The 17,469-nt window shown below is 73.1% G+C and carries 15 protein-coding genes; 9 read left to right on the top strand and 6 right to left on the bottom strand.

Annotated elements, in window-relative coordinates; translation table 11 throughout:
- Positions 1-30: 30 nt before the first annotated feature.
- The gene (locus tag V1633_RS36565; protein ID WP_331218769.1) at positions 31-1,221 is read right to left on the bottom strand and encodes a monooxygenase; all 1,191 of its coding nucleotides are present in this window, start codon (positions 1,219-1,221) and stop codon (positions 31-33) included.
- A gap of 197 nt (positions 1,222-1,418) precedes the next feature.
- Here V1633_RS36565 and V1633_RS36560 point away from each other — a divergent pair, with 197 nt between their 5' ends.
- Entirely contained in the window at positions 1,419-2,345 is a 927-nt protein-coding gene (locus tag V1633_RS36560) for a YcnI family copper-binding membrane protein (RefSeq protein WP_331218768.1), read from the top strand.
- A 62-nt stretch (positions 2,346-2,407) separates the two neighbouring features.
- On the opposite strand, the gene V1633_RS36555 is transcribed toward V1633_RS36560, so the two are convergent.
- Positions 2,408-2,905 carry a hypothetical protein gene (locus V1633_RS36555; RefSeq protein WP_331218767.1) on the bottom strand — a complete coding sequence of 166 codons (498 nt, stop codon included), beginning with the start codon at positions 2,903-2,905 and terminating at the stop codon, positions 2,408-2,410.
- Positions 2,906-3,308: 403 nt separating this feature from the next.
- On the opposite strand from V1633_RS36555, the gene V1633_RS36550 reads away from it, so the two are divergent.
- Complete coding sequence (locus V1633_RS36550) at positions 3,309-4,886, top strand: restriction endonuclease (protein WP_331218766.1); 1,578 nt, start codon at positions 3,309-3,311, stop codon at positions 4,884-4,886.
- A gap of 81 nt (positions 4,887-4,967) precedes the next feature.
- Here V1633_RS36550 and V1633_RS36545 read toward each other — a convergent pair whose 3' ends face one another.
- A complete protein-coding gene (locus V1633_RS36545; RefSeq protein WP_331218765.1) occupies positions 4,968-5,369 on the bottom strand; it encodes a winged helix-turn-helix transcriptional regulator in 402 nt (133 codons plus the stop codon).
- A 184-nt stretch (positions 5,370-5,553) separates the two neighbouring features.
- On the opposite strand from V1633_RS36545, the gene V1633_RS36540 reads away from it, so the two are divergent.
- On the top strand, positions 5,554-6,687 hold the full coding sequence (locus tag V1633_RS36540; RefSeq protein ID WP_331218764.1) for an acetate/propionate family kinase: 1,134 nt from the start codon (positions 5,554-5,556) through the stop codon (positions 6,685-6,687).
- A gap of 152 nt (positions 6,688-6,839) precedes the next feature.
- On the opposite strand, the gene V1633_RS36535 is transcribed toward V1633_RS36540, so the two are convergent.
- Positions 6,840-7,007 (bottom strand): hypothetical protein, encoded by a 168-nt coding sequence (locus V1633_RS36535; protein ID WP_331218763.1) that lies wholly within the window; start codon positions 7,005-7,007, stop codon positions 6,840-6,842.
- 254 nt (positions 7,008-7,261) lie between these two features.
- On the opposite strand from V1633_RS36535, the gene V1633_RS36530 reads away from it, so the two are divergent.
- Positions 7,262-8,509: a low temperature requirement protein A gene (locus V1633_RS36530; RefSeq protein WP_331218762.1), complete on the top strand. Its 1,248-nt coding sequence runs from the start codon at positions 7,262-7,264 to the stop codon at positions 8,507-8,509.
- Between the two features lie 108 nt (positions 8,510-8,617).
- Here V1633_RS36530 and V1633_RS36525 read toward each other — a convergent pair whose 3' ends face one another.
- Positions 8,618-9,664: a LacI family DNA-binding transcriptional regulator gene (locus V1633_RS36525; protein ID WP_331218761.1), complete on the bottom strand. Its 1,047-nt coding sequence runs from the start codon at positions 9,662-9,664 to the stop codon at positions 8,618-8,620.
- 198 nt (positions 9,665-9,862) lie between these two features.
- Here V1633_RS36525 and V1633_RS36520 point away from each other — a divergent pair, with 198 nt between their 5' ends.
- From V1633_RS36520 to V1633_RS36500, 5 genes are all read left to right on the top strand, one after another.
- Complete coding sequence (locus V1633_RS36520) at positions 9,863-10,861, top strand: LLM class flavin-dependent oxidoreductase (RefSeq protein WP_331218760.1); 999 nt, start codon at positions 9,863-9,865, stop codon at positions 10,859-10,861.
- Positions 10,862-10,910: 49 nt separating this feature from the next.
- Positions 10,911-11,261 (top strand): hypothetical protein, encoded by a 351-nt coding sequence (locus tag V1633_RS36515; RefSeq protein WP_331218759.1) that lies wholly within the window; start codon positions 10,911-10,913, stop codon positions 11,259-11,261.
- Positions 11,262-11,463: 202 nt separating this feature from the next.
- Positions 11,464-12,909 (top strand): M20/M25/M40 family metallo-hydrolase, encoded by a 1,446-nt coding sequence (locus tag V1633_RS36510; RefSeq protein ID WP_331218758.1) that lies wholly within the window; start codon positions 11,464-11,466, stop codon positions 12,907-12,909.
- A gap of 182 nt (positions 12,910-13,091) precedes the next feature.
- Entirely contained in the window at positions 13,092-14,786 is a 1,695-nt protein-coding gene (locus V1633_RS36505) for an ABC transporter ATP-binding protein (protein WP_331218757.1), read from the top strand.
- On the top strand, positions 14,783-16,642 hold the full coding sequence (locus V1633_RS36500; protein ID WP_331218756.1) for an ABC transporter ATP-binding protein: 1,860 nt from the start codon (positions 14,783-14,785) through the stop codon (positions 16,640-16,642). The genes V1633_RS36505 and V1633_RS36500 overlap by 4 nt, the downstream gene beginning before the upstream one ends.
- A gap of 14 nt (positions 16,643-16,656) precedes the next feature.
- On the opposite strand, the gene V1633_RS36495 is transcribed toward V1633_RS36500, so the two are convergent.
- On the bottom strand, positions 16,657-17,469 hold an 813-nt coding region (locus V1633_RS36495; RefSeq protein WP_331213790.1), incomplete at its 5' end, for an IS5 family transposase.

Genomic DNA, 17,469 nt, shown 5'->3' with positions numbered 1-17,469 from the left:
GTATTGGAAGCGACAGGAAGGGCCCCTTCCTCACCGCTGGGACCAGATGACCAGGCCGAGACACATCTCGTCGCTGGTGCCCTCGCCCCAGACGACGTACCGGGGTGGCGAGTCGCGCAACTGCGGCAGGCGGGCCCGCAGCGTCGCGTCGTGCGTGCAGGTGACCCGGTAGACGTCGCCGGTCCTGACCTCGACCGGTTCGGCCAGCGGACGGATCGCCTGGTTGTCGAAGTCGTACGCGGGCACGTCGAGCAGGGTCCGGGCGCCGGGTGTGCCGGGATTGAGTTCCACCCTGACCGCCCGGCCGAGCAGGTGCATGTGGCCGCCGAGGGCGTGCACCAGGCCGGGCCGGGTGACCTGGTGGTCGCAGTGCTGGGTGCTGCCCGGCACCGGCGCCTCGCCCCGGTTGCAGGCGGCGTTGAGTTGGTCAGCCCGTCGACCGGACTCGGTGCCGAACCGCCGGTGCACGTCGCGCAGCGCGGCCGTCCGGTCGCACAGTTCCCCGGACTCGCCGGCGGCGCAGGGCAGTTCGACCGGCGCGGCCAGCAGTTCGGTGGCGAGCGGGTCGACGTCGGCCCGGCCGTCGGCCAGCCGCAGCCGGATGCCGGACTGGTCGGTGCCGGCCGTCTCGCCCGGTGCGGTCAGCAGGTTGTAGTGCACCTGCATGGCCAGTTGGCTGCCGGGCGGCATCGGGTAGCCGAGGCCCGGCGCGAGCAGCGTCTCGTTGGCGCCCGGTGCCCAGTGGGCCACCCAGGCCGCCTGGCCGACGCCGGTGTCGCCGAAGCAGGTCCAGCCCGGTCCCGGGGACTCCGCGTCGAACCGCCGTACCGACTCGACCTCGGCGGGCTCGATCCGGAAGAAGATCGCGTGGTGCACGATCTCCGCGTTCTGCGGCAGGAACTGGCTGCCGGTCAGGTACGCCGGATCGGTCAGGGCCGGGTCGACCAGGAAGCAGCGGTACTCGTCGGTACCGCCGTTCGGGGCCGCCGGGCGGTACGGCTCCGGCATGGACAGGTTGACGAAGCGCTCGCCGTCCCGCAACGGTGCGGCCGGCGGCACCTCGAACGGCTGGCCGTGACCGCCGTGCGGGCTGCTCGGGACGGGTGGGCTGGGGTCCGCCCCGGTCTGCCGGCCGGTGCCGCAGGAAGCGCTCAGGACGAGGGCGGTCAGCAGGGCCGCCGCGGTGGAGAGTCGCCGTACGCGTCGATGCACGTCTCGCATAACTGTCAGCCTCCGGTTCGAGATCCGGGCTCAACCGAATTATCCGAAGAATCTGTCGGAATGGCGACGGTGCGGGCCAGAGTTGGCACTCGCGGCGGAGCGGATAGGTTCCCGGTTGAACCTTTTCCGCGTCCCGGCCGAACTATCTGGAGTGTCGAGGTTGGTCGGCGGCGCCGGTCGGACGGAGGGGCTTTCGCGTGGGTCGCAGGGCGGTGTGGTGGACGGTCGGCATGGTCGCGGCGACCGTCGTCGGTACGGCGTTCGGGGCGACGCCCGCCTCGGCGGACGTGACGGTGACCCCGGGCCGGGCGGTGCGCGGCGAGGCGGTGAAGCTGACCTTCCGGGTGACCGAGGACCGGGCGAAGGTTCACACCACTCGGATCGAGGTACGACTGCCGGAGTCGACGCCGATCGCGGAGACGACCCCGATGTCGGTGCCGGGCTGGGCGCCCCGGGTGGCCATGCGGACCCTGGACCAGCCCCTCGACGGCGGGCATCACGGCGGGCGGACCACCGAGGTCGTCGCCGGGATCACCTGGTTCCGGGCCGAGGATGCCGCGAAGGGCGCCCCGGTCGAGTTGAGCATGTCCCTCGGTCCGCTGCCGGAGGTCGGACAGCTGGTGTTCACGGTGCTGCAGACGTACTCGGACGGTGTCGTCACCAGGTGGGACCAACCGCCGTCGGCCGACGGCGGCCGGCCGGCCCACGCCGCGCCGGTCCTCACCCTGCTGCCGGCCGACGCCGGGGCGGACCCCGGACCGCAGACCCAGGGCGCGGCACCGGCCGCCGACGAGTCGAACGGATTCGGTCCGCTGGCGGTCGGGACCGCCGCCGGACTGCTCGGCGGCGTGGCGATCACCGCCTGGGTGTTCCTGCGCCGCCGGCGGACCGACCCGGGCGGCGGGCCGTCGCCGGCCACCGCCGGCACCGGGGCGGCGCCTCCGGTCGACGCCGACAGCGGCGACCCGGCGGCGGTCGCCGGCCCGGGTCGGGCAGCCGACCCCGGCACGGTCCGCCCGGTGGCCGCCGATTACGCGACGGAACTGCCGGTCGACGCCGGCACCGGGCCGGCGTCGAGCGGGCAGGGCGGTCGGCCGTCCCGGGCGTGGCGGCTACGCGAGTGAACCGGCGGTCGGGCGCCGCCCACCGACGACGGTCGGCGGCGTCCACCCCGGCACGGCGGTGGTCACTCCTCGGTGTCCACCGCCTCGGCCTCGGCGGTCTCGCCCCGGCGCAGCACCGCCTCGGGCGGGCACAGCACGGTCACCCGGTAGGAGACGCCCAGGTTGGAGAAGATCCGACCCCGCAGGCCGAGGCAGAGCCCGACCCCCGGCTCCCCCTCGGGGTGCTCGAAGAACTCGACGACCGGTTCGGCGAGGGCACCCACCAGCCCCTGGGACCGCAGCGCGGTGTTGGCCACCTGGAGCAGGCCCACGCTGACCTGCACCTCGATGTCGTCGAGCGCGTCCAGGTCGTACCAGTGGGTGTCGGGCAGGAAGAGCTGCGAGTCCACGTCCCGCTGCTGGTAGTCCGGGCCCAACAGGCCGGTGTCGGAATCCGGCTGGTCGCCGATCCAGGCCATCCCGGCGTAGTCGCTCCGGAGCCGGCGCGCGTCGGACTGGAACTCCGTCACGACGGTGTCGAGGCGCGGCTGGGCGGCGAGGTACACGTCTGCGTCGGTCACCCGCGGGACACTAGCACCGCCCGCACCGCGCCGACCGCGGCCACCCCGGCCCCGACCTGGGTGTTCCCGACCTGGGAGCGGACCGCCCCGGGATCGGGCCGGGCGAGGGCCACCGACCCGGACGCCCGAGCGGTCACGGGGCGCCGGTGTCGCCCCCGACGGCTACCCTGGGTTCCCGCTGGACGGACCGGTGGCCGTCGAACCAGAATGTGCAGGCATCGGATGCGGCGGACACCGGATGGACACGTACCGGGCGGGGCGGGCACCGGGTGAGTAGGACACCGGGTGGGCACGGATCGGGTGACGGCGGTGGACGTCGCGTCGGGGGGAAGGTCACACGGGTCACCTCAGGTGACCGCTGATCGAGCGCTGATCGGGGACGCACATGGGCATGATGGGGCAGATGCAGCGGGCGCACGCGCAGCAGGTGCACGCCGCGCAACGCGCCCAGGCCACCACGTACCAGCAGCATCAGCAGATGCTCTGGGAGGCCGAGAACGCCCGGCGGGCCGCGGAACGCGCGGCCGAGGCCGACGAGCGCGAGCGCAAACGGCTCTACGCCGAGGCCCGGTCGAAGCGGGTGGCGGCGGCGAACGCCAACCTCCAGTCCCAACTGGACGAACTCGACAACCTCCTGCGCACCACACTGGCCATCGACGACCACATCGAGCTGGAACGCCTCAAGAAGCAGTCGACCTATCCGCCGTTCGACCCGGGTGACCTCGGGGTCCCGGTGAAGGCCCCGGACTGGCGCCGGTTCGCGCCACCGACGCCGAACACCCTGGACAAGATGTTCGGCGGCGAGTCGCGTTACCAGCGACTGCTGGCCGAGGCGGAGCAGGCGTTCGAGAAGGCGAAGGCGAAACACGCGGCCGTCGAGTCGACCAGGCAGCAGCGGCTCGCCCAGGCCCGGCGCACGTACGAGCAGCGCTGCCAGCAGCTCGACGCGCAGGTCGCCAGCCACAACAGCGAGATCGACGAGTTCGGCGCGGCACTCGCCGCCGCCGAGCCGAACGCCGTGGTCAAGTACTTCGGCCTGGTCCTCGGCAACTCGGTCTATCCGGAGGACTTCCCGCAGCGGTACCGGCTCGCCTACGTGCCCGACTCCCGGCTCATCGTGGTGGAGTACCTGCTCCCGACGGTCACCGTCATCCCTCGGATCCGGGAGTACCGGTACGTCAAGGCGCGGGACGAGGTGCTCAGCGTCGTCCGGTCGGCCGAGGAGATCCACCAGCGGTACGTCGAGGTGATCACCCAGGTCGCGCTGCGTACGGTGCACGAACTCTTCGAGGCCGACCGGACCCGGCTGGTGGAGACGATCGTCTTCAACGGCATCGTCGAGACGGTCCACCCCGGCACCGGCCGGTCGGTGCGCCCCTGCCTGGTGACGCTGCGCACCGACCGGGAGGGGTTCACCTCGATCAACCTGGCCAAGGTGGATCCGGGCGCCTGCCTACGGCATCTGCGGGCGGCCATCTCGAGCCGTCCCGAGGATCTGGTCCCGGTCCGGCCGGTGCTCGAGTTCGACGTGGTCGACAAGCGTTTTGTCGACGAGGTCGACGTCCTGGCCGACCTGGACCAGCGGCCCAACCTGCTCGCGCTCAACACGGCCGAGTTCGAGGGCGTGATCCGGGACCTCTTCGCCAAACTGGGTCTGGAGACCAAGACGACCCGGGCAGCTCCGGACGGCGGCGTCGACTGCGTGGCGTTCGACCCCCGGCCCATCTTCGGCGGCAAGGTGGTCATCCAGGCCCGGCGCCACCGGGGCACGATGGACGTCTCCGCGGTACGGGACCTGTTCGGCACCGTCCTCGACGAGGGTGCGACCAAGGGGATCCTGGTCACCACCAGCAGCTACGGCCCGGATTCGGTCGAGTTCGCCTCCGGCAAGCCGCTGGAACTGATCGACGGCTCGAATCTGCTGCACCTGCTCGCCGAGCACGCCGACGTACGGGCCCGGATCGATCCGGGTCAGGGCTGACCGCCGCCGGCCCGTCCGGTCATCCGGCGGGCCGGACGGTGGACCACCCGGGCCGACGAAGGTCAGCGGGCCCGTCCCCGGTCAGCACCTGCGGTCACCCTGCCGGCGGTCGTACGCCTCACGGGCGGCGGCGACCGCGGCCCGGTGCCGCTCGGCCCAGCCGGTGAGGGTCACCAGCGCCTCGTAGAGCTCCCGGGCGATCTCGGTGGCGGTGTACTCGACCCGGGGCGGCACGGTGGGATGGACCGTACGGGTCAGCAGGCCGTCCCGTTCCAGGTTGCGCAGGGTGAGGGCGAGCATCCGGCGGCTGATCCCCTCGACGGTCCGCTCCAGTTCGGTGAAGCGGACCGGTCGCCGACTGGCCTCGATGATGATGGCGATGCTCCACTTGCCGCCGACCCGGTCGAGCACCTCGCGGGCCGTGCAGGTGTGGCCGATCCCGGACGACGCCGGCGACGGCGGTTCGCCGTGCCGCTGGGACATCCCGGGTGCCTCCTCCTCGCGCCGCCGCTGGTCAGGGCTAGACCGGTAACAGATCGTAGCCCATGGAGAGGGTTCCGGCCGGTGCCGGCGGACCCCGGAACCGGGCGACCGACCCGTCGAGGACTGATCCGGGCCCGTCCGGGTAAGGCGGTCCACCGGGGGAAGAATGCGCTGAGGGGGCCGGATGTCTGCCGCGACGACCAGTGACCCGGCACGGCGACCCGACTCCCGGACCGTGCTGACCGTCAACGCCGGCTCGTCGAGTCTGCGACTGAACTACGTCCGGGACGGCCGTCTCGTCGACGGCCTGGAGCGGGCGGAACCACCGGGTTCCGGGGCGGCGGACAGACTCGTCCGGGAGTTCGTCGCCGCCCACGACCGCCCCGACGCCGTCGGCCACCGGCTGGTGCACGGCGGCGATCTGGTCCGGGCCCCGACCCGGCTCGACGACTCGATCCGCGCCGAACTGGACGGGCTGGCCACCCTCGCCCCGCTGCATCTACCGCCGGCGCTGCATCTGCTCGACCGGATCCGGGAGCAGTTGCCCGACGTACCCCAGGTGCTCTGCCCGGACACCGCCTTCCACGCGCGGCTGCCGGAGGCGGCGGCGACCTATCCGCTGCCGGCCGACTGGCGGCGCCGGTGGGGGCTGCGCCGGTACGGCTTCCACGGCCTCTCCTACGCCTACGCCCTGCGCCGGACCGCCGAACTGCTCGACCGACCGGTCGGCGACCTGCAGGTGCTGCTGGCGCACCTCGGCGGCGGTGCCTCGGTCTGCGCGGTCCGCGACGGGCACAGCGTCGACACCTCGATGGGCTTCACCCCGCTGGACGGGGTACCGATGTCGAAGCGTTCCGGTGCCGTCGATCCGGGGATGCTGCTCTGGCTGCTCGACGACAACCGACTCAGCCTGGCCGAGTTGACCGACGGGCTCAACCACCGGGCCGGCCTGCTCGGACTCTCCGACAACCGGTCCGGGGACACCCGTGACCTGGTCGCCGCCGCCCCGGACGATCCGGCCGCGGCCCTCGCGCTCGCCGTCTTCGCCCATCGGGTACGCCGGGAGCTGGCCGCCGCCGCCACCGGTCTGGACCGGCTGGACGCCCTCGTCTTCACCGGTGAGATCGGTTGGGACCAGCCGGAGGTGCGACGCGACGTCTGTGCGGGACTCCGGCTGCTCGGCGTCGGGCCACCCGTGGGGGGAAACCGGGAGACCGACTCGATCGTCTCCGCACCGGGTGCCGCCGTGCCGGTGCTGGTCGTCGAGCCCCGGGAGGATCTGCAGGTCGCGGCGGAGACCATCGCGGCGCTGGACTGACCGCCGGCCGGCCTTCGCCGGACCGGCGGGCGGTCCGCGACGGACGGCCGTGAGCCCGACGGGACCGCCCTGCCGCCGGTGGGTGGCTGTGCCGGCGACGGATCGACCTGCCGCCCACGCGCGGCCGTGCCGGCTACGGATGGCGGCTCGGCTCAGGCCATCAGCCGGGTGAGGAAGTCGCCGATCCCCTGGGCGATGGCCATCAGGACCGCGCCGATGGTCTCGACCAGGTCGGCGGCGCCATCCGGTCGGAAGGCGATGAAGAAGATCAGAAACCCGACGAACAGCCAGGTCAGGACCTTCTTGGCAAGAACCGGCATCTCTCCTCCGCTGGGCATTTCCCCATGCTCGTCCGCCCCGGGCGGCTTCGGTGTGTCACGAGAGCTGGCGTACGGATCGACGATCGGATGCTCGCTTCCCCCTCCTGCCCGGCCCGCAAACAGCGGCGGCAGCCGGACCCGGCACGTGTCGGCGAGCGTGCCCGGTGGGAGGTGGTGCCGCCCCTTGACCTGCCCGGTTGAACGGTAACGGTAGTTCTGGGGGTTAGGCGTAGGTATGGTGGCTTCAATCCCCGATGCCCGGCTACCGCGAGCGTCCGACCCCGGCGGATACCAGCGCGACGATCCCGGTGGAGGTCAGGTTGACCCGGCACGGTGTCCGGTCCGACCCGCTACGGCGGGAACAGGACCGGCCGGTCACCTCGATCGAACTGTTCTTCGACGTGGTGTACGTCCTCGCGGTGACCCAGCTGACCGAACTGCTGCTGGGCCGGCTGACCCCAGTCGGTACGGCGCAGGCCGGCCTGCTGCTGCTCGCCGTCTGGTGGGCCTGGGTCGACACCGCGTGGATCACCAACTGGTTCGACCCGGACCGGAACCGGATCCGGCTGATGTTGATCGTGTTGGCCGGGGTCAGCCTGGTGATGTCCTCGGCCATCCCCGAGGCGTACGGCGACCGGGGGCTCTGGTTCGCCGGCGCGTACGTGGTGCTCGAGGTCGGGCGCTCGCTGTTCGTGGTGTCGACGCTCCCCGGGCAGCCGGCCCTCCGTCGCAACCTCCAGCGCCTGCTGACCTGGCGCGCCGTGTCGGCACCACTCTGGCTGGCCGGCGGCGTCGTCTCCGGTTCGACCCGGACCGCCCTGTGGGCCGCGGCGGTGTTCCTCGACACGACGTCGGCGGCGTGCGGCTTCTACGTACCGGGCTGGGGACGGTCCCTGGCGAGCGAATGGGCGATCAGCGGAGCCCACCTCGCCGAACGGGCCCGACTGTTCATCATCATCGCCCTGGGCGAGTCCATCCTGGTCACCGGTTCTACCCTGCAACACGCCCGGCCGGACCCGGCCACCCTGATCGCGCTCGCCGCCAACTTCCTGGGCACGGTCGGGTTGTGGTGGATCTACTTCGACCGGAGCGCCGGCGCGGCGCAGGCGGCGATCGCGGCCTCCGAGGAGCCGGGGCGGCTGGGCCGTTCCGCCTACACCTACCTGCACATCCCGATGGTCGCCGGGATCATCCTGACCGCGGTCGGCGACGAACTCACCATCACCCACCCCACCGGTACGACACACTCGCCGGTCGTCTTCGGCGTACTCGCCGGTCCGGCGCTCTTCCTGGTCGGGTTCTTCCTGTTCAAGAGGTTGGTCCTGGAGGTACGCGCGCTGCCGTACCTCGTCGCGGTTGTCGTGCTGGTCGGGCTCGCCCCGCTCGGCCCGCTGCTCGAACCGGTGGTCCTCTCCGTCCTCGCCTCCCTGGTGGTGGTGGCGACCGCGGCCGTCAGCTCGGTCGTCGCGGCCCGCGCCGCCGGTTCGCACGCCCAGGGATGACCGCCGGCCGGCTCGGCCGGCAACACCGTCCCGCCGCACGGTCCCGACCCGGGCGGCCCGTCCGCCCTCAGCCACCGGAGCCCCGCCGGTCAGGCCGATCCGCGCCGGTCAGGCCGATCCGCGCCGGACCAGGTGGGTCGCCAGGAACACCGCCGGTGAGGGAATCTCGTCGCCCCGGATCTGGGCGGCGAGCAACCGGGCCATCTCCCGGCCCATCGTGATCACCGGCTGGTGCACGGAGGTGAGCGGTGGATGGGAGTGCAGGGCGAGCGAGGAGTTCTCGTAACCGACAACCGCGACGTCCTCCGGGATGCGCCGGCCCGCCTCGTGCAGCACCTGCATCGCGCCGAGCGCCATCAGGTCCGAGGCGGCGAAGACCGCGTCCAGGTCACCGCGGACCAGCAACAGCCGGCGCATCGCGGCGATCCCGCTCTCCGCGCTGAAGTCGCCGTACGCGATCAGGTCCTCCCGGACCGGGTGGCCGTACGCGGCGAGTGCCGCCCGGTATCCCTCGAGCCGGTTCACCCCGACGCCCATGTCCTGCGGTCCGGCGATGGTCGCGATGGCCTGGTGCCCGGTCGCCGCCAGGTACTCGACCGCCTGCCGGGCCCCACCGACGTTGTCCACGTCCACGAAGTACGCCGGCTGCGCTGCCGGGTCGAGCATCCGGGCGGGGCGCCCACCGAGTACGACCGGCAGTCCCCGCTCCACCAGCAGTCCCGGCAGCGGGTCGGCGTCGTGCAGGGAGATCAGCATCACGCCGTCGACGTGCTGGTCGGTGAGCTGGTGCTCCATCTTCTCCCGACCGCCCGGGGACTGGATCCAGGACAGCCACAGTTGCAGCGGTGTCTCGGCCAGGCCGGCGCTGACGCCGCGCGCGATGTCGGCGAAGAACGGTTCGCCGAAGGCCCGGTCGCCTGATTCCGAGATGACCAGCGCCACCGAGTCGGTCCGCTGGGTGACCAGGGTCCGGGCGGCCCGGTTCGGCACGTACCCGAGTTCCCGGACGGCCTCCCAGACCGCGGCCCGGAGCATCGGGCTGACCTGGGACGAGTTGTTGACCACCCGGGACGCCGTACCCCGCCCGACTCCGGCACGGGCCGCGACCTCACTCAGGGTGGGGCGACCGGCGACCCGGCCGCGCTGGGTTCTCATGTCTGCTCCCGGTGACAGCGGCGATCGGCACGTACGGGGTGCGGGCGGCCGGGACGGGCCCGTAAGTCCTCGCGGACCACGTCGATGCGTCGCCCTGCATGCTTGTTACATCGACGATGATATGGCTCCGCGGCGTGTTCCGGTCCTGACCGTCCGGTCCGATCGCGGCATTCGACCCCTGTGGACGAAGGGAGACCGGTGACCCGCTACGGCTGGTTTCTCGGCCACGAGGAGTGGCAGCCGGAACTGCTCGTCGAGCAGGCCCGGCACGCCGAGCGCAGCGGCTTCGACGTGTTGCTCGTCTCCGACCACCTGCAGCCCTGGGTCGACGACGCCGGGGCCGCCGGCTTCAGCTGGGCCACCCTGGGCGCGCTGGCGGTCGCGACCGGGCGCGCCGGCCTGCTGTCGGCCGTGGCCTGCCCCCTGTTCCGGCAGCATCCGGTGCTGGTCGCGCAGGCCGCGGCCACCGTCGACCGGCTGTCCGGGGGGCGGTTCACCCTCGGGGTCGGCACCGGCGAGGCGGTCAACGAGGCGGTCCTGGGGCGGTTTCCGCCGCACGACGGTTTTCCCCGGTACGCCGAGCGGCTGGCCCGGATGACGGAGGCGCTCGGCCTGCTCCGGCCGTTGCTCGACGGCGACACGGTGGACCGGCCGGACGGGGCGTACTACCCGGTCTCGGCGGCCCGGCTGTTCAGTCCGCCGACGACCCCGGTGCCGATCCACCTGGCCGCGGCCGGGCCGCGCTCGGCGGCCACCGCCGGACGACTCGCGGACGGGGTGCTCACCTCGGTGAAGGACCCCGAGGACACCGGCCGGCGGGTCGTCGACGTGGCGCGGGCCGCCGCCGAGGCGGCCGGTCGTACGCCGCCGGCGGTCGTGCTGACCACGTTTGTCGTACTCGCCGACAGTGACGAGGAGGCGTTGCGGGCGCTGCGGCCGTGGCGTGGCCTGCGTACGCCCGGACGACTGCAGGTCACGGATCCGTCCCGGCTACGCCGGACGGCCGACCGGCTCGGTCCCGGGTGGATCCTCTCCCGCTACCGGCGGGTGGGCAGCCCTCGCGACCTCCTCGACTTCTGCGCACGACTGCGGGACCGGCTCCACCCCGACCTGCTGGCGTTCCAGGTGGCGGCGGTGGACGGCGCCGCGGCGGTGGACCGGTTCGGCGAACTGGTGGAGGTGTTGCGTACGCGCTGACCAGCGCGGCGAGTTACCGTTTCGAACACGTGTTCGATAGAATGTCGAGGTGTTCGACAGCCGAGACCCGATCAGCGACCCGGACGTGTCCACCCCCGTCCACCGCCCCGTCGACCGACACCTCCTGCTCTCCCGGGCGCACCGCATCGCCACCGACCATGCCGGCGGCTACCGGGAAGGGCTGACCCGGAGCGACGCCCTCGCCGAGCTGGCCGACCTGGCCGCCGGACCCGACGTGCTCGCCGAGGCCGCGGCCCGGCACGCCCTCGCCGACACCTGGTACGCGATCATCGCGGTCGACCTGCTGCTCGAGGCCGGCGCCCCGCAGCCGCTCGTCGACCGCCACCTCGACACCGGGATGTCGCCGGACGAGCCGCCCGAACCGTCGACGGAGGACTGAGTCCCGTCGCCGGGGCGGGAAGGTCGCGCGGACCGTCCCGAAAGGTCACCCACACCGGCCGACACACCTGGATTCGATCTTGAATCGGCCGATCGGCGGGGCTACATTCCTTGCACTGTTGATCACGGGACACCGTGGTGCGCAGCCCCCGTGGGACCGGGCCGGTACCACCGGCCCAGGCCAGCGCAGCCAGGAGGTCACATTGGACAACCGATTCGAACCCTCCCCCGCCGCCGATCAATCCGTCGCCTCCCCTCGAAACCCACTGACCCGCCGTCGTGCCCTCGCACTCGGCCTCGGCGGCGCCGCCGCGATCGCCACGGTCACACCGGCCTGGGCGGCAACCGACCAACGGCCGGGCGCCGTCCGGCCGCCCGCACTCACCCCGTACGACCGGGTCATCGTCAACCGGGTGTCGGCGAAGCGGGCGCTCGCCGATCTGCGGCACCTCGCCGAAGGGATCGGCCCGCGGATCGGCGGCACCCCCTCGGAACGCGCCGCCGCCGACTACCTGGCCCGGGCTCTGGACAAACTGGGATACGACACGACACTGCAGCCGTTCGGGGTGGCGGACAAGTTCCTGGCCCGGCTCAGCGCCTGCCCGGACCTGCCGGACGACCTGAACTGGCAGGTCGGGGCGTCACCGCAGGCCGCCCTCGACACCCGGGTGACCGGCCGGGTGGTGGACGTCGGCGCGGGCACACCGGAGGCCTACCCGGCCGACGTGGCAGGCGCGATCGTGCTGGTCGACTACGTCTCCTCGCGACGCGAGCAGCTCGTCGCCACCGCGCTGGAACGACAGGCGGCGGCGGTGGTCTTCCTCCCTGCCGACCTGGTGGAACCGCGCCGGGCCCAGGCCTTCGCACCGACCCTGCCCGGTTCGGCCAACCAACCGGTGCCGGTACCGGTGGTCGGGGTGGCCCAGGCCCAGAAGCACCGGCTGCGGGAACTGCTCGCCCACCGGCCGCTCACGCTGACCGTGGCCACCACCGCCCACCGTGGCCTCACCTCGCACAACGTGCTGGCCGAGCGGAGACCGCGACGGTCCGGCAACACCGGGCCGGTGGTCATGGTGAGCGCCCACTACGACACCGTGATCGGCGCACCGGGTGCCAACGACGACGGTTCGGGCACCGTGCTCTGCCTGGAGGTGGCCCGCGCGCTGCGCGGACTGCCGGTCGACGCGACCGTCCGCTTCGCGCTCTGGGGTTCGGAGGAACAGGGTCTGCTCGGCTCCCGGCACTACGTCGCCCAACTCTCCCAGGCCGAACGTGACCGCATCGTCGCCGTCTACCAGAACGACATGGTCGCCACCAGCTGGGATCCGGCGACCCGCTACTGGCTGCTCTCGTTCACCGGGCAGGCGAACCGGGCGACCGAGGAGGTGGCCGCCGCCGCGACCCGGCTCGGCTACCAGCCACGGATCTCCGCGGTGACCCAGCGCGGGTCGAGCGACCACCAGTCCTTCCAGGAGGTCGGCATCGCCAGCGCCAACTTCTCCTGGCGGGGCGAGGAGTCGCCGGCGATTCTGGAGCCGCCGTACCACAGCCCCGAGGACACCATCGCGAAGAACATCAGCCTGGACCGGCTCCAGGTGTCGCTGGAACTGATCGGTTCGGCCGCGTACGCGACCGCCCGCCGGCCCTGACCGGAGGGCGTCCCGCCCGTCGTGTCCCGGCGGCCGGGGTGACCGGGTCAACCGCCCGGTTCCCCGGCCGCCGCGCGCGTTCCGGGGGACCCGATCGGTCCGCCGACCGCCACGGCCCCCGGGCGCCTCGGGCACCCGCTGGTGTAGGTTAGCCTAACCTCACCACGAACGGACAAACAGACGTGCGGACCGGACCACCCACGGCACGTACCGTCCTGACCGGTGCCGTCACCGGCCAGGCGCGGCACGTCGTCACCAGCGCGGTGCTCAACGCCGCCCACCAGGGCGGCGAGGCGCTCATCCCGGTACTGATCGGGGTGGTCATCGACCGCGCGGTCGGTCGGGGCGGCATCGTCGACCTGTTGCTCTGGATCGGCGTCCTGGCCGTCATGTTCGCGGCCCTGTCCACCGGTTTCCGGTACGGGGCCCGCGCCGGGGAACGTGCCGCCGAACAGGCCGCGCACCAGCTGCGGATCGCCGTCACCGGCCGGGTCCTGGACCACCGGGGCGGCGCCGAGCACCGCCACCTGCCCGGTGCGCTGGCGTCGATCGCCACCAGCGACGCGGAACGGGTCGGCATGGTCAACCTGGCGCTCGGCGCCGGCACCGGCGCACTGGCCGGACTCCTGGTCGGCGGGGTGGCCCTGCTCGTCGTCTCCGTACCCCTGGGGCTGCTGGTCCTGGTCGGCGCGCCCCTGCTGCTCTGGCTGGCACAGCTCCTCGGCCGGCCGTTGGAGCACCGCAGCTCCGCCGAGCAGGAGCGGGCGGCGTACGCCTCGGGGCTGGCCGCCGACCTGGTCGCCGGCCTGCGGGTGCTCAAGGGCCTCGGCGCCGCACCGGCGGCGGCGGACCGGTACCGACTCGCCAGCCAGCACTCCCTCGCCGCCACCGTCCGGGCCGCCCGGGCCCGGGCCTGGCACGACGGCATCCTGCTGGTGGCCACCGGAGTCTTCGTCGCGGCGGTCGGTCTGCTCGGCGGACGGCTCGCCACCCAGGACGAGATCAGTGTCGGGCAGCTCGTCGCCGCCGTCGGCCTGGCCCTCTTCCTGCTCGGCCCGCTCTCCACCCTCAGCTGGGTCAACGCGGAGTTCGCCCAGGGCCGGGCCTCCGCCGCGCGGATCGCCACGGTGCTCGGCGCGCCGCCCGCGACCGCCGGCGGCGACGACCGCCCGGCGGAGCCGGTACGCGGCCGGCTCCGCCTGCACGACGTCCGGTACGGCGCGCTGCGCGGTGTCAACCTCCACACCGAACCCGGGGAACTGCTCGGCGTCGTGGCGACCGACCCGGTGGCCGCCACCGACCTGCTCCGCTGTCTGGCCCGGGAGGTCGACCCGGAGACCGGCCGGATCGAGCTGGACGACGTGCCGCTACCCACCCTCGATCCGGGGCGGTTGCGCGCCGCCGTCCTGGTCGCACCGCACGAGGCGGACCTGTTCGAGGGCAGCCTGCTCGACAACGTCACCGCCGCCGCGTCCGCTCCGGAAGACGTGACACCCGCCCTCGCCGCCGCCGACGTCGACGAGGTCGCCCGGGCCCTGCCCGACGGCGTGCGGACCAGGCTCGCCGAAGGCGGCCGCTCACTGTCCGGCGGCCAACGTCAGCGGGTGGCACTGGCCCGGGCGCTCGCCGCCGGAACACCCGTCCTGGTCCTGCACGACCCGACAACCGCCGTCGACGCGGCCACCGAGGCCCGGATCGCCGACGGCGTACGCGCGCTGCGGCGCGGCAGCACCACCCTGCTGGTGACCACGAGTCCGGCCCTGCTCGCCGTCACCGACCGGGTCGTCCTGCTCGACGCCGGGGCGGTACGCGCCGACGGCCGCCACCCGGACCTGCTCCGGGACGACGCCGACTACCGGGCGGCGGTGCTGACGTGACCGCCGCCGAACCCGGTGACGGAACGACGACGGGCGCCGCCGAAGCCGGCACCCTGCTGCCGACCGCGACCGGTCCACAGGTCCGCGACGCCCTGCGCGAACTGCTCCGACCCCGCCGGCTGCTCGTCGTACGCGCGTTCGGGCTGCTCCTCGCCGCCACCGCGGTCGGCCTGCTCACCGCCCCGCTGCTCGGCCGGATCGTGGACCTCGCCGTCGACCGCCGGCCCCCCGGTACGGTCACCGGCCCGGCGCTGCTGCTCGTCGCGATCGCGGTCGGGCAGGGTGTGCTGCTGGCCCTCGGCCTGGCGCTGGTCGCCCGGCTCGGCGAGGGCATGCTCGCCGAACTGCGCGAACGGTTCGTCGACCGGGTCCTGGCACTACCGCTGGAGCAGGTGGAACGGGCCGGCTCCGGCGACCTGACCGCCCGGGTCACCGGGGACGTCACGGTCATCGCCGACGCGGTCCGGACCGCACTGCCGCAGCTGGCCCGCTCGCTGCTGACCATCGTCCTGACCCTGGTCGGGCTCGCCGTGCTGGACTGGCGTTTCCTGCTGGCCGCCCTGCTCGCCGTACCGGTGCAACTGCACACCGTCCGCTGGTACGGCCGGCGGGCGCTGCCGCTCTACGCCCGCCAACGGGTCGCGCTCGGCGTACAGCAGCAGCAACTGCTCGACACCATCGGCGGGGCGCGTACGGTACGCGCGTTCCGGCTCACCGAGCCGCACCTGGCCCGGGTCGCCGAACGCTCCGGTGCCGCCGTCGACCTCACCCTGCGCGGGATCGGGCTGGTGACCCGGTTCTACGGGCGGCTCAACCTCGCCGAGTTCATCGGGCTGACCACCGTACTGGTCGCCGGGTTCCTGCTGGTCCGGGCGGACGCGGTGAGCGTCGGTACGGCGGCGGCCGCCGCGCTCTACTTCCACAACCTGTTCAACCCGCTCAACGCCGCGCTCAGCCTGATCGACGACGCGCAGTCGGCGGCGGCCAGCCTGTTCCGACTGGTCGGCGTCAGCCGGCTGGCGCCACCGGCCCGCTCCGCCGCCCGGGTGCCGGGCCCGGCCCAGGTGAGCGACAGGCTCGGTCCGGTCGACCCGGCCCGTACGACCGAGCCCGGCCCGATCGGAATCCAGATCGAGGTCAAGGGGCTGCGGTACGCCTACACCCCCGGTCACGACGTGCTCCGGGACGTCAGCTTCAGCGTGGCGCCGAACGAACGGGTCGCCCTGGTCGGCACCAGCGGCGCGGGCAAGACGACCCTGGCCAAGCTGATCGCCGGGATCCACCGGCCGGACGGCGGCGTCATCCGACTCGGCGGAGTGCCGATCGACGAACTCGACACCGAGGTGGCCGGCCGCACCGTGGCGCTGATCAGCCAGGAGGTGCACGTCTTCGCCGGACCGCTGGTCGAGGACCTCCGGCTGGCCCGACCGGGTGCCACCGACGACGAGATGCGTACCGCCCTCGACCGGGTCGACGCCCTGGACTGGGTACGGGCTCTGCCCGACGGCCTGGCCACCGTCGTCGGGGACGGCGGGTACCGGCTCACACCGGCCCAGGAGCAGCAGCTCGCGCTGGCCCGGCTCGTCCTGGCCGCCCCACCGGTCGCCATCCTCGACGAGGCCACCGCCGAGGCCGGCAGTGTCGGCGCCCGCCTGCTGGAGACCGCCGCGACCCGGGCCCTGCGTGGGCGTACCGGGCTCGTCGTCGCGCACCGGCTCACCCAGGCAGCGGAGGCGGACCGGGTGATCGTGCTCGACGCCGGCCGGGTGGCCGAGGTCGGGACCCACCGGGAGCTCGTCGCCGCGCGGGGCCGGTACGCCGCCCTCTGGTCCGCCTGGACCGGCACCCGGGTGTGAGGAAGGGGCCCTTCCTATAGAGCCTGTTTCTGAACCTGGTGTTGGGGTTTGTGGTAGGTCATGTGGGCTTGTCGTCGGCTCATCTGGATGATGGCGGCCCAGTAGACGATGGCTTCGTGGTGGTCGGGTAGGCGTTCGTAGTCGCGGGCGCAGCGGCGTCGGCGGCTGATCCAGGCGAACGTCCGCTCGACCACCCATCGTCGGGGCACGACCTGGAAGCCCTTGCCTTTGCTGGGTTCGGTGGCGATCTCGATGGTGATGCCGAGGTTGTCTCGTGTCCGGGTGACGAGGTCGCCTCGGTAGGCCTTGTCGGCCCAGAGGTGGCGGACACCCACTGCGGCGGCGGTGTGCAGCAGGGGTGACGCCCCGTCGCGGTCGTGGGTGTCGGCGGCGGTGACGTGGACGGCGATGAGTAGGCCGAGGGTGTCGACGAGGATGTGTCGTTTCCGTCCGTTGACCCGTTTGTGGGGGTCGAAGCCGCTGGTCGTCTTCGGCACGGTGGCCTCGGCGGTCTCGGACACGGACTGGGCGTCGATACAACCCGCGGTGGGGTCGGGTTGGCGGCCATGAGCCACCCGTAGGGCGGCGCGCAGACGGCCCGTCAGTTCGATCACCGTCAGGTTGTCACTCCATCGGGCGTGGAAGCCGTAGACCGTGGCCCAGGGTGGGAAGTCCACCGGCAGGGCCCGCCACTTCACCCCGTTGTCGACGAGGTAGAAGATCGCGTCGATGATCGCCCGGCGGTGGTGACGTTCCGGCCGGCCGCCGCTGGGCCGTCGACACGCGGGCTCGGGTAGCAGCCCGGCGAGGATCTCCCACTGGGCGTC

Source organism: Plantactinospora sonchi (assembly GCF_036422035.1).
Classification (GTDB): Bacteria; Actinomycetota; Actinomycetes; order Mycobacteriales; family Micromonosporaceae; genus Plantactinospora; species Plantactinospora sonchi.
Note: the sequence above shows the minus strand (reverse complement) of the source record. Positions and strands in the feature narration are given on the sequence as shown.

Bases quoted from the DNA above. Each gene is read 5' to 3' on its own strand.
- V1633_RS36525 (WP_331218761.1), bottom strand. From the start codon at position 9,664: ATGAGAACCCAGCGCGGCCGGGTCGCCGGTCGCCCCACCCTGAGTGAG.
- V1633_RS36545 (WP_331218765.1), bottom strand. From the start codon at position 5,369: ATGTCCCAGCGGCACGGCGAACCGCCGTCGCCGGCGTCGTCCGGGATC.
- V1633_RS36535 (WP_331218763.1), bottom strand. From the start codon at position 7,007: ATGCCGGTTCTTGCCAAGAAGGTCCTGACCTGGCTGTTCGTCGGGTTT.
- V1633_RS36550 (WP_331218766.1), top strand. From the start codon at position 3,309: ATGCAGCGGGCGCACGCGCAGCAGGTGCACGCCGCGCAACGCGCCCAG.
- V1633_RS36530 (WP_331218762.1), top strand. From the start codon at position 7,262: ATGCCCGGCTACCGCGAGCGTCCGACCCCGGCGGATACCAGCGCGACG.
- V1633_RS36565 (WP_331218769.1), bottom strand. From the start codon at position 1,221: ATGCGAGACGTGCATCGACGCGTACGGCGACTCTCCACCGCGGCGGCC.
- V1633_RS36540 (WP_331218764.1), top strand. From the start codon at position 5,554: ATGTCTGCCGCGACGACCAGTGACCCGGCACGGCGACCCGACTCCCGG.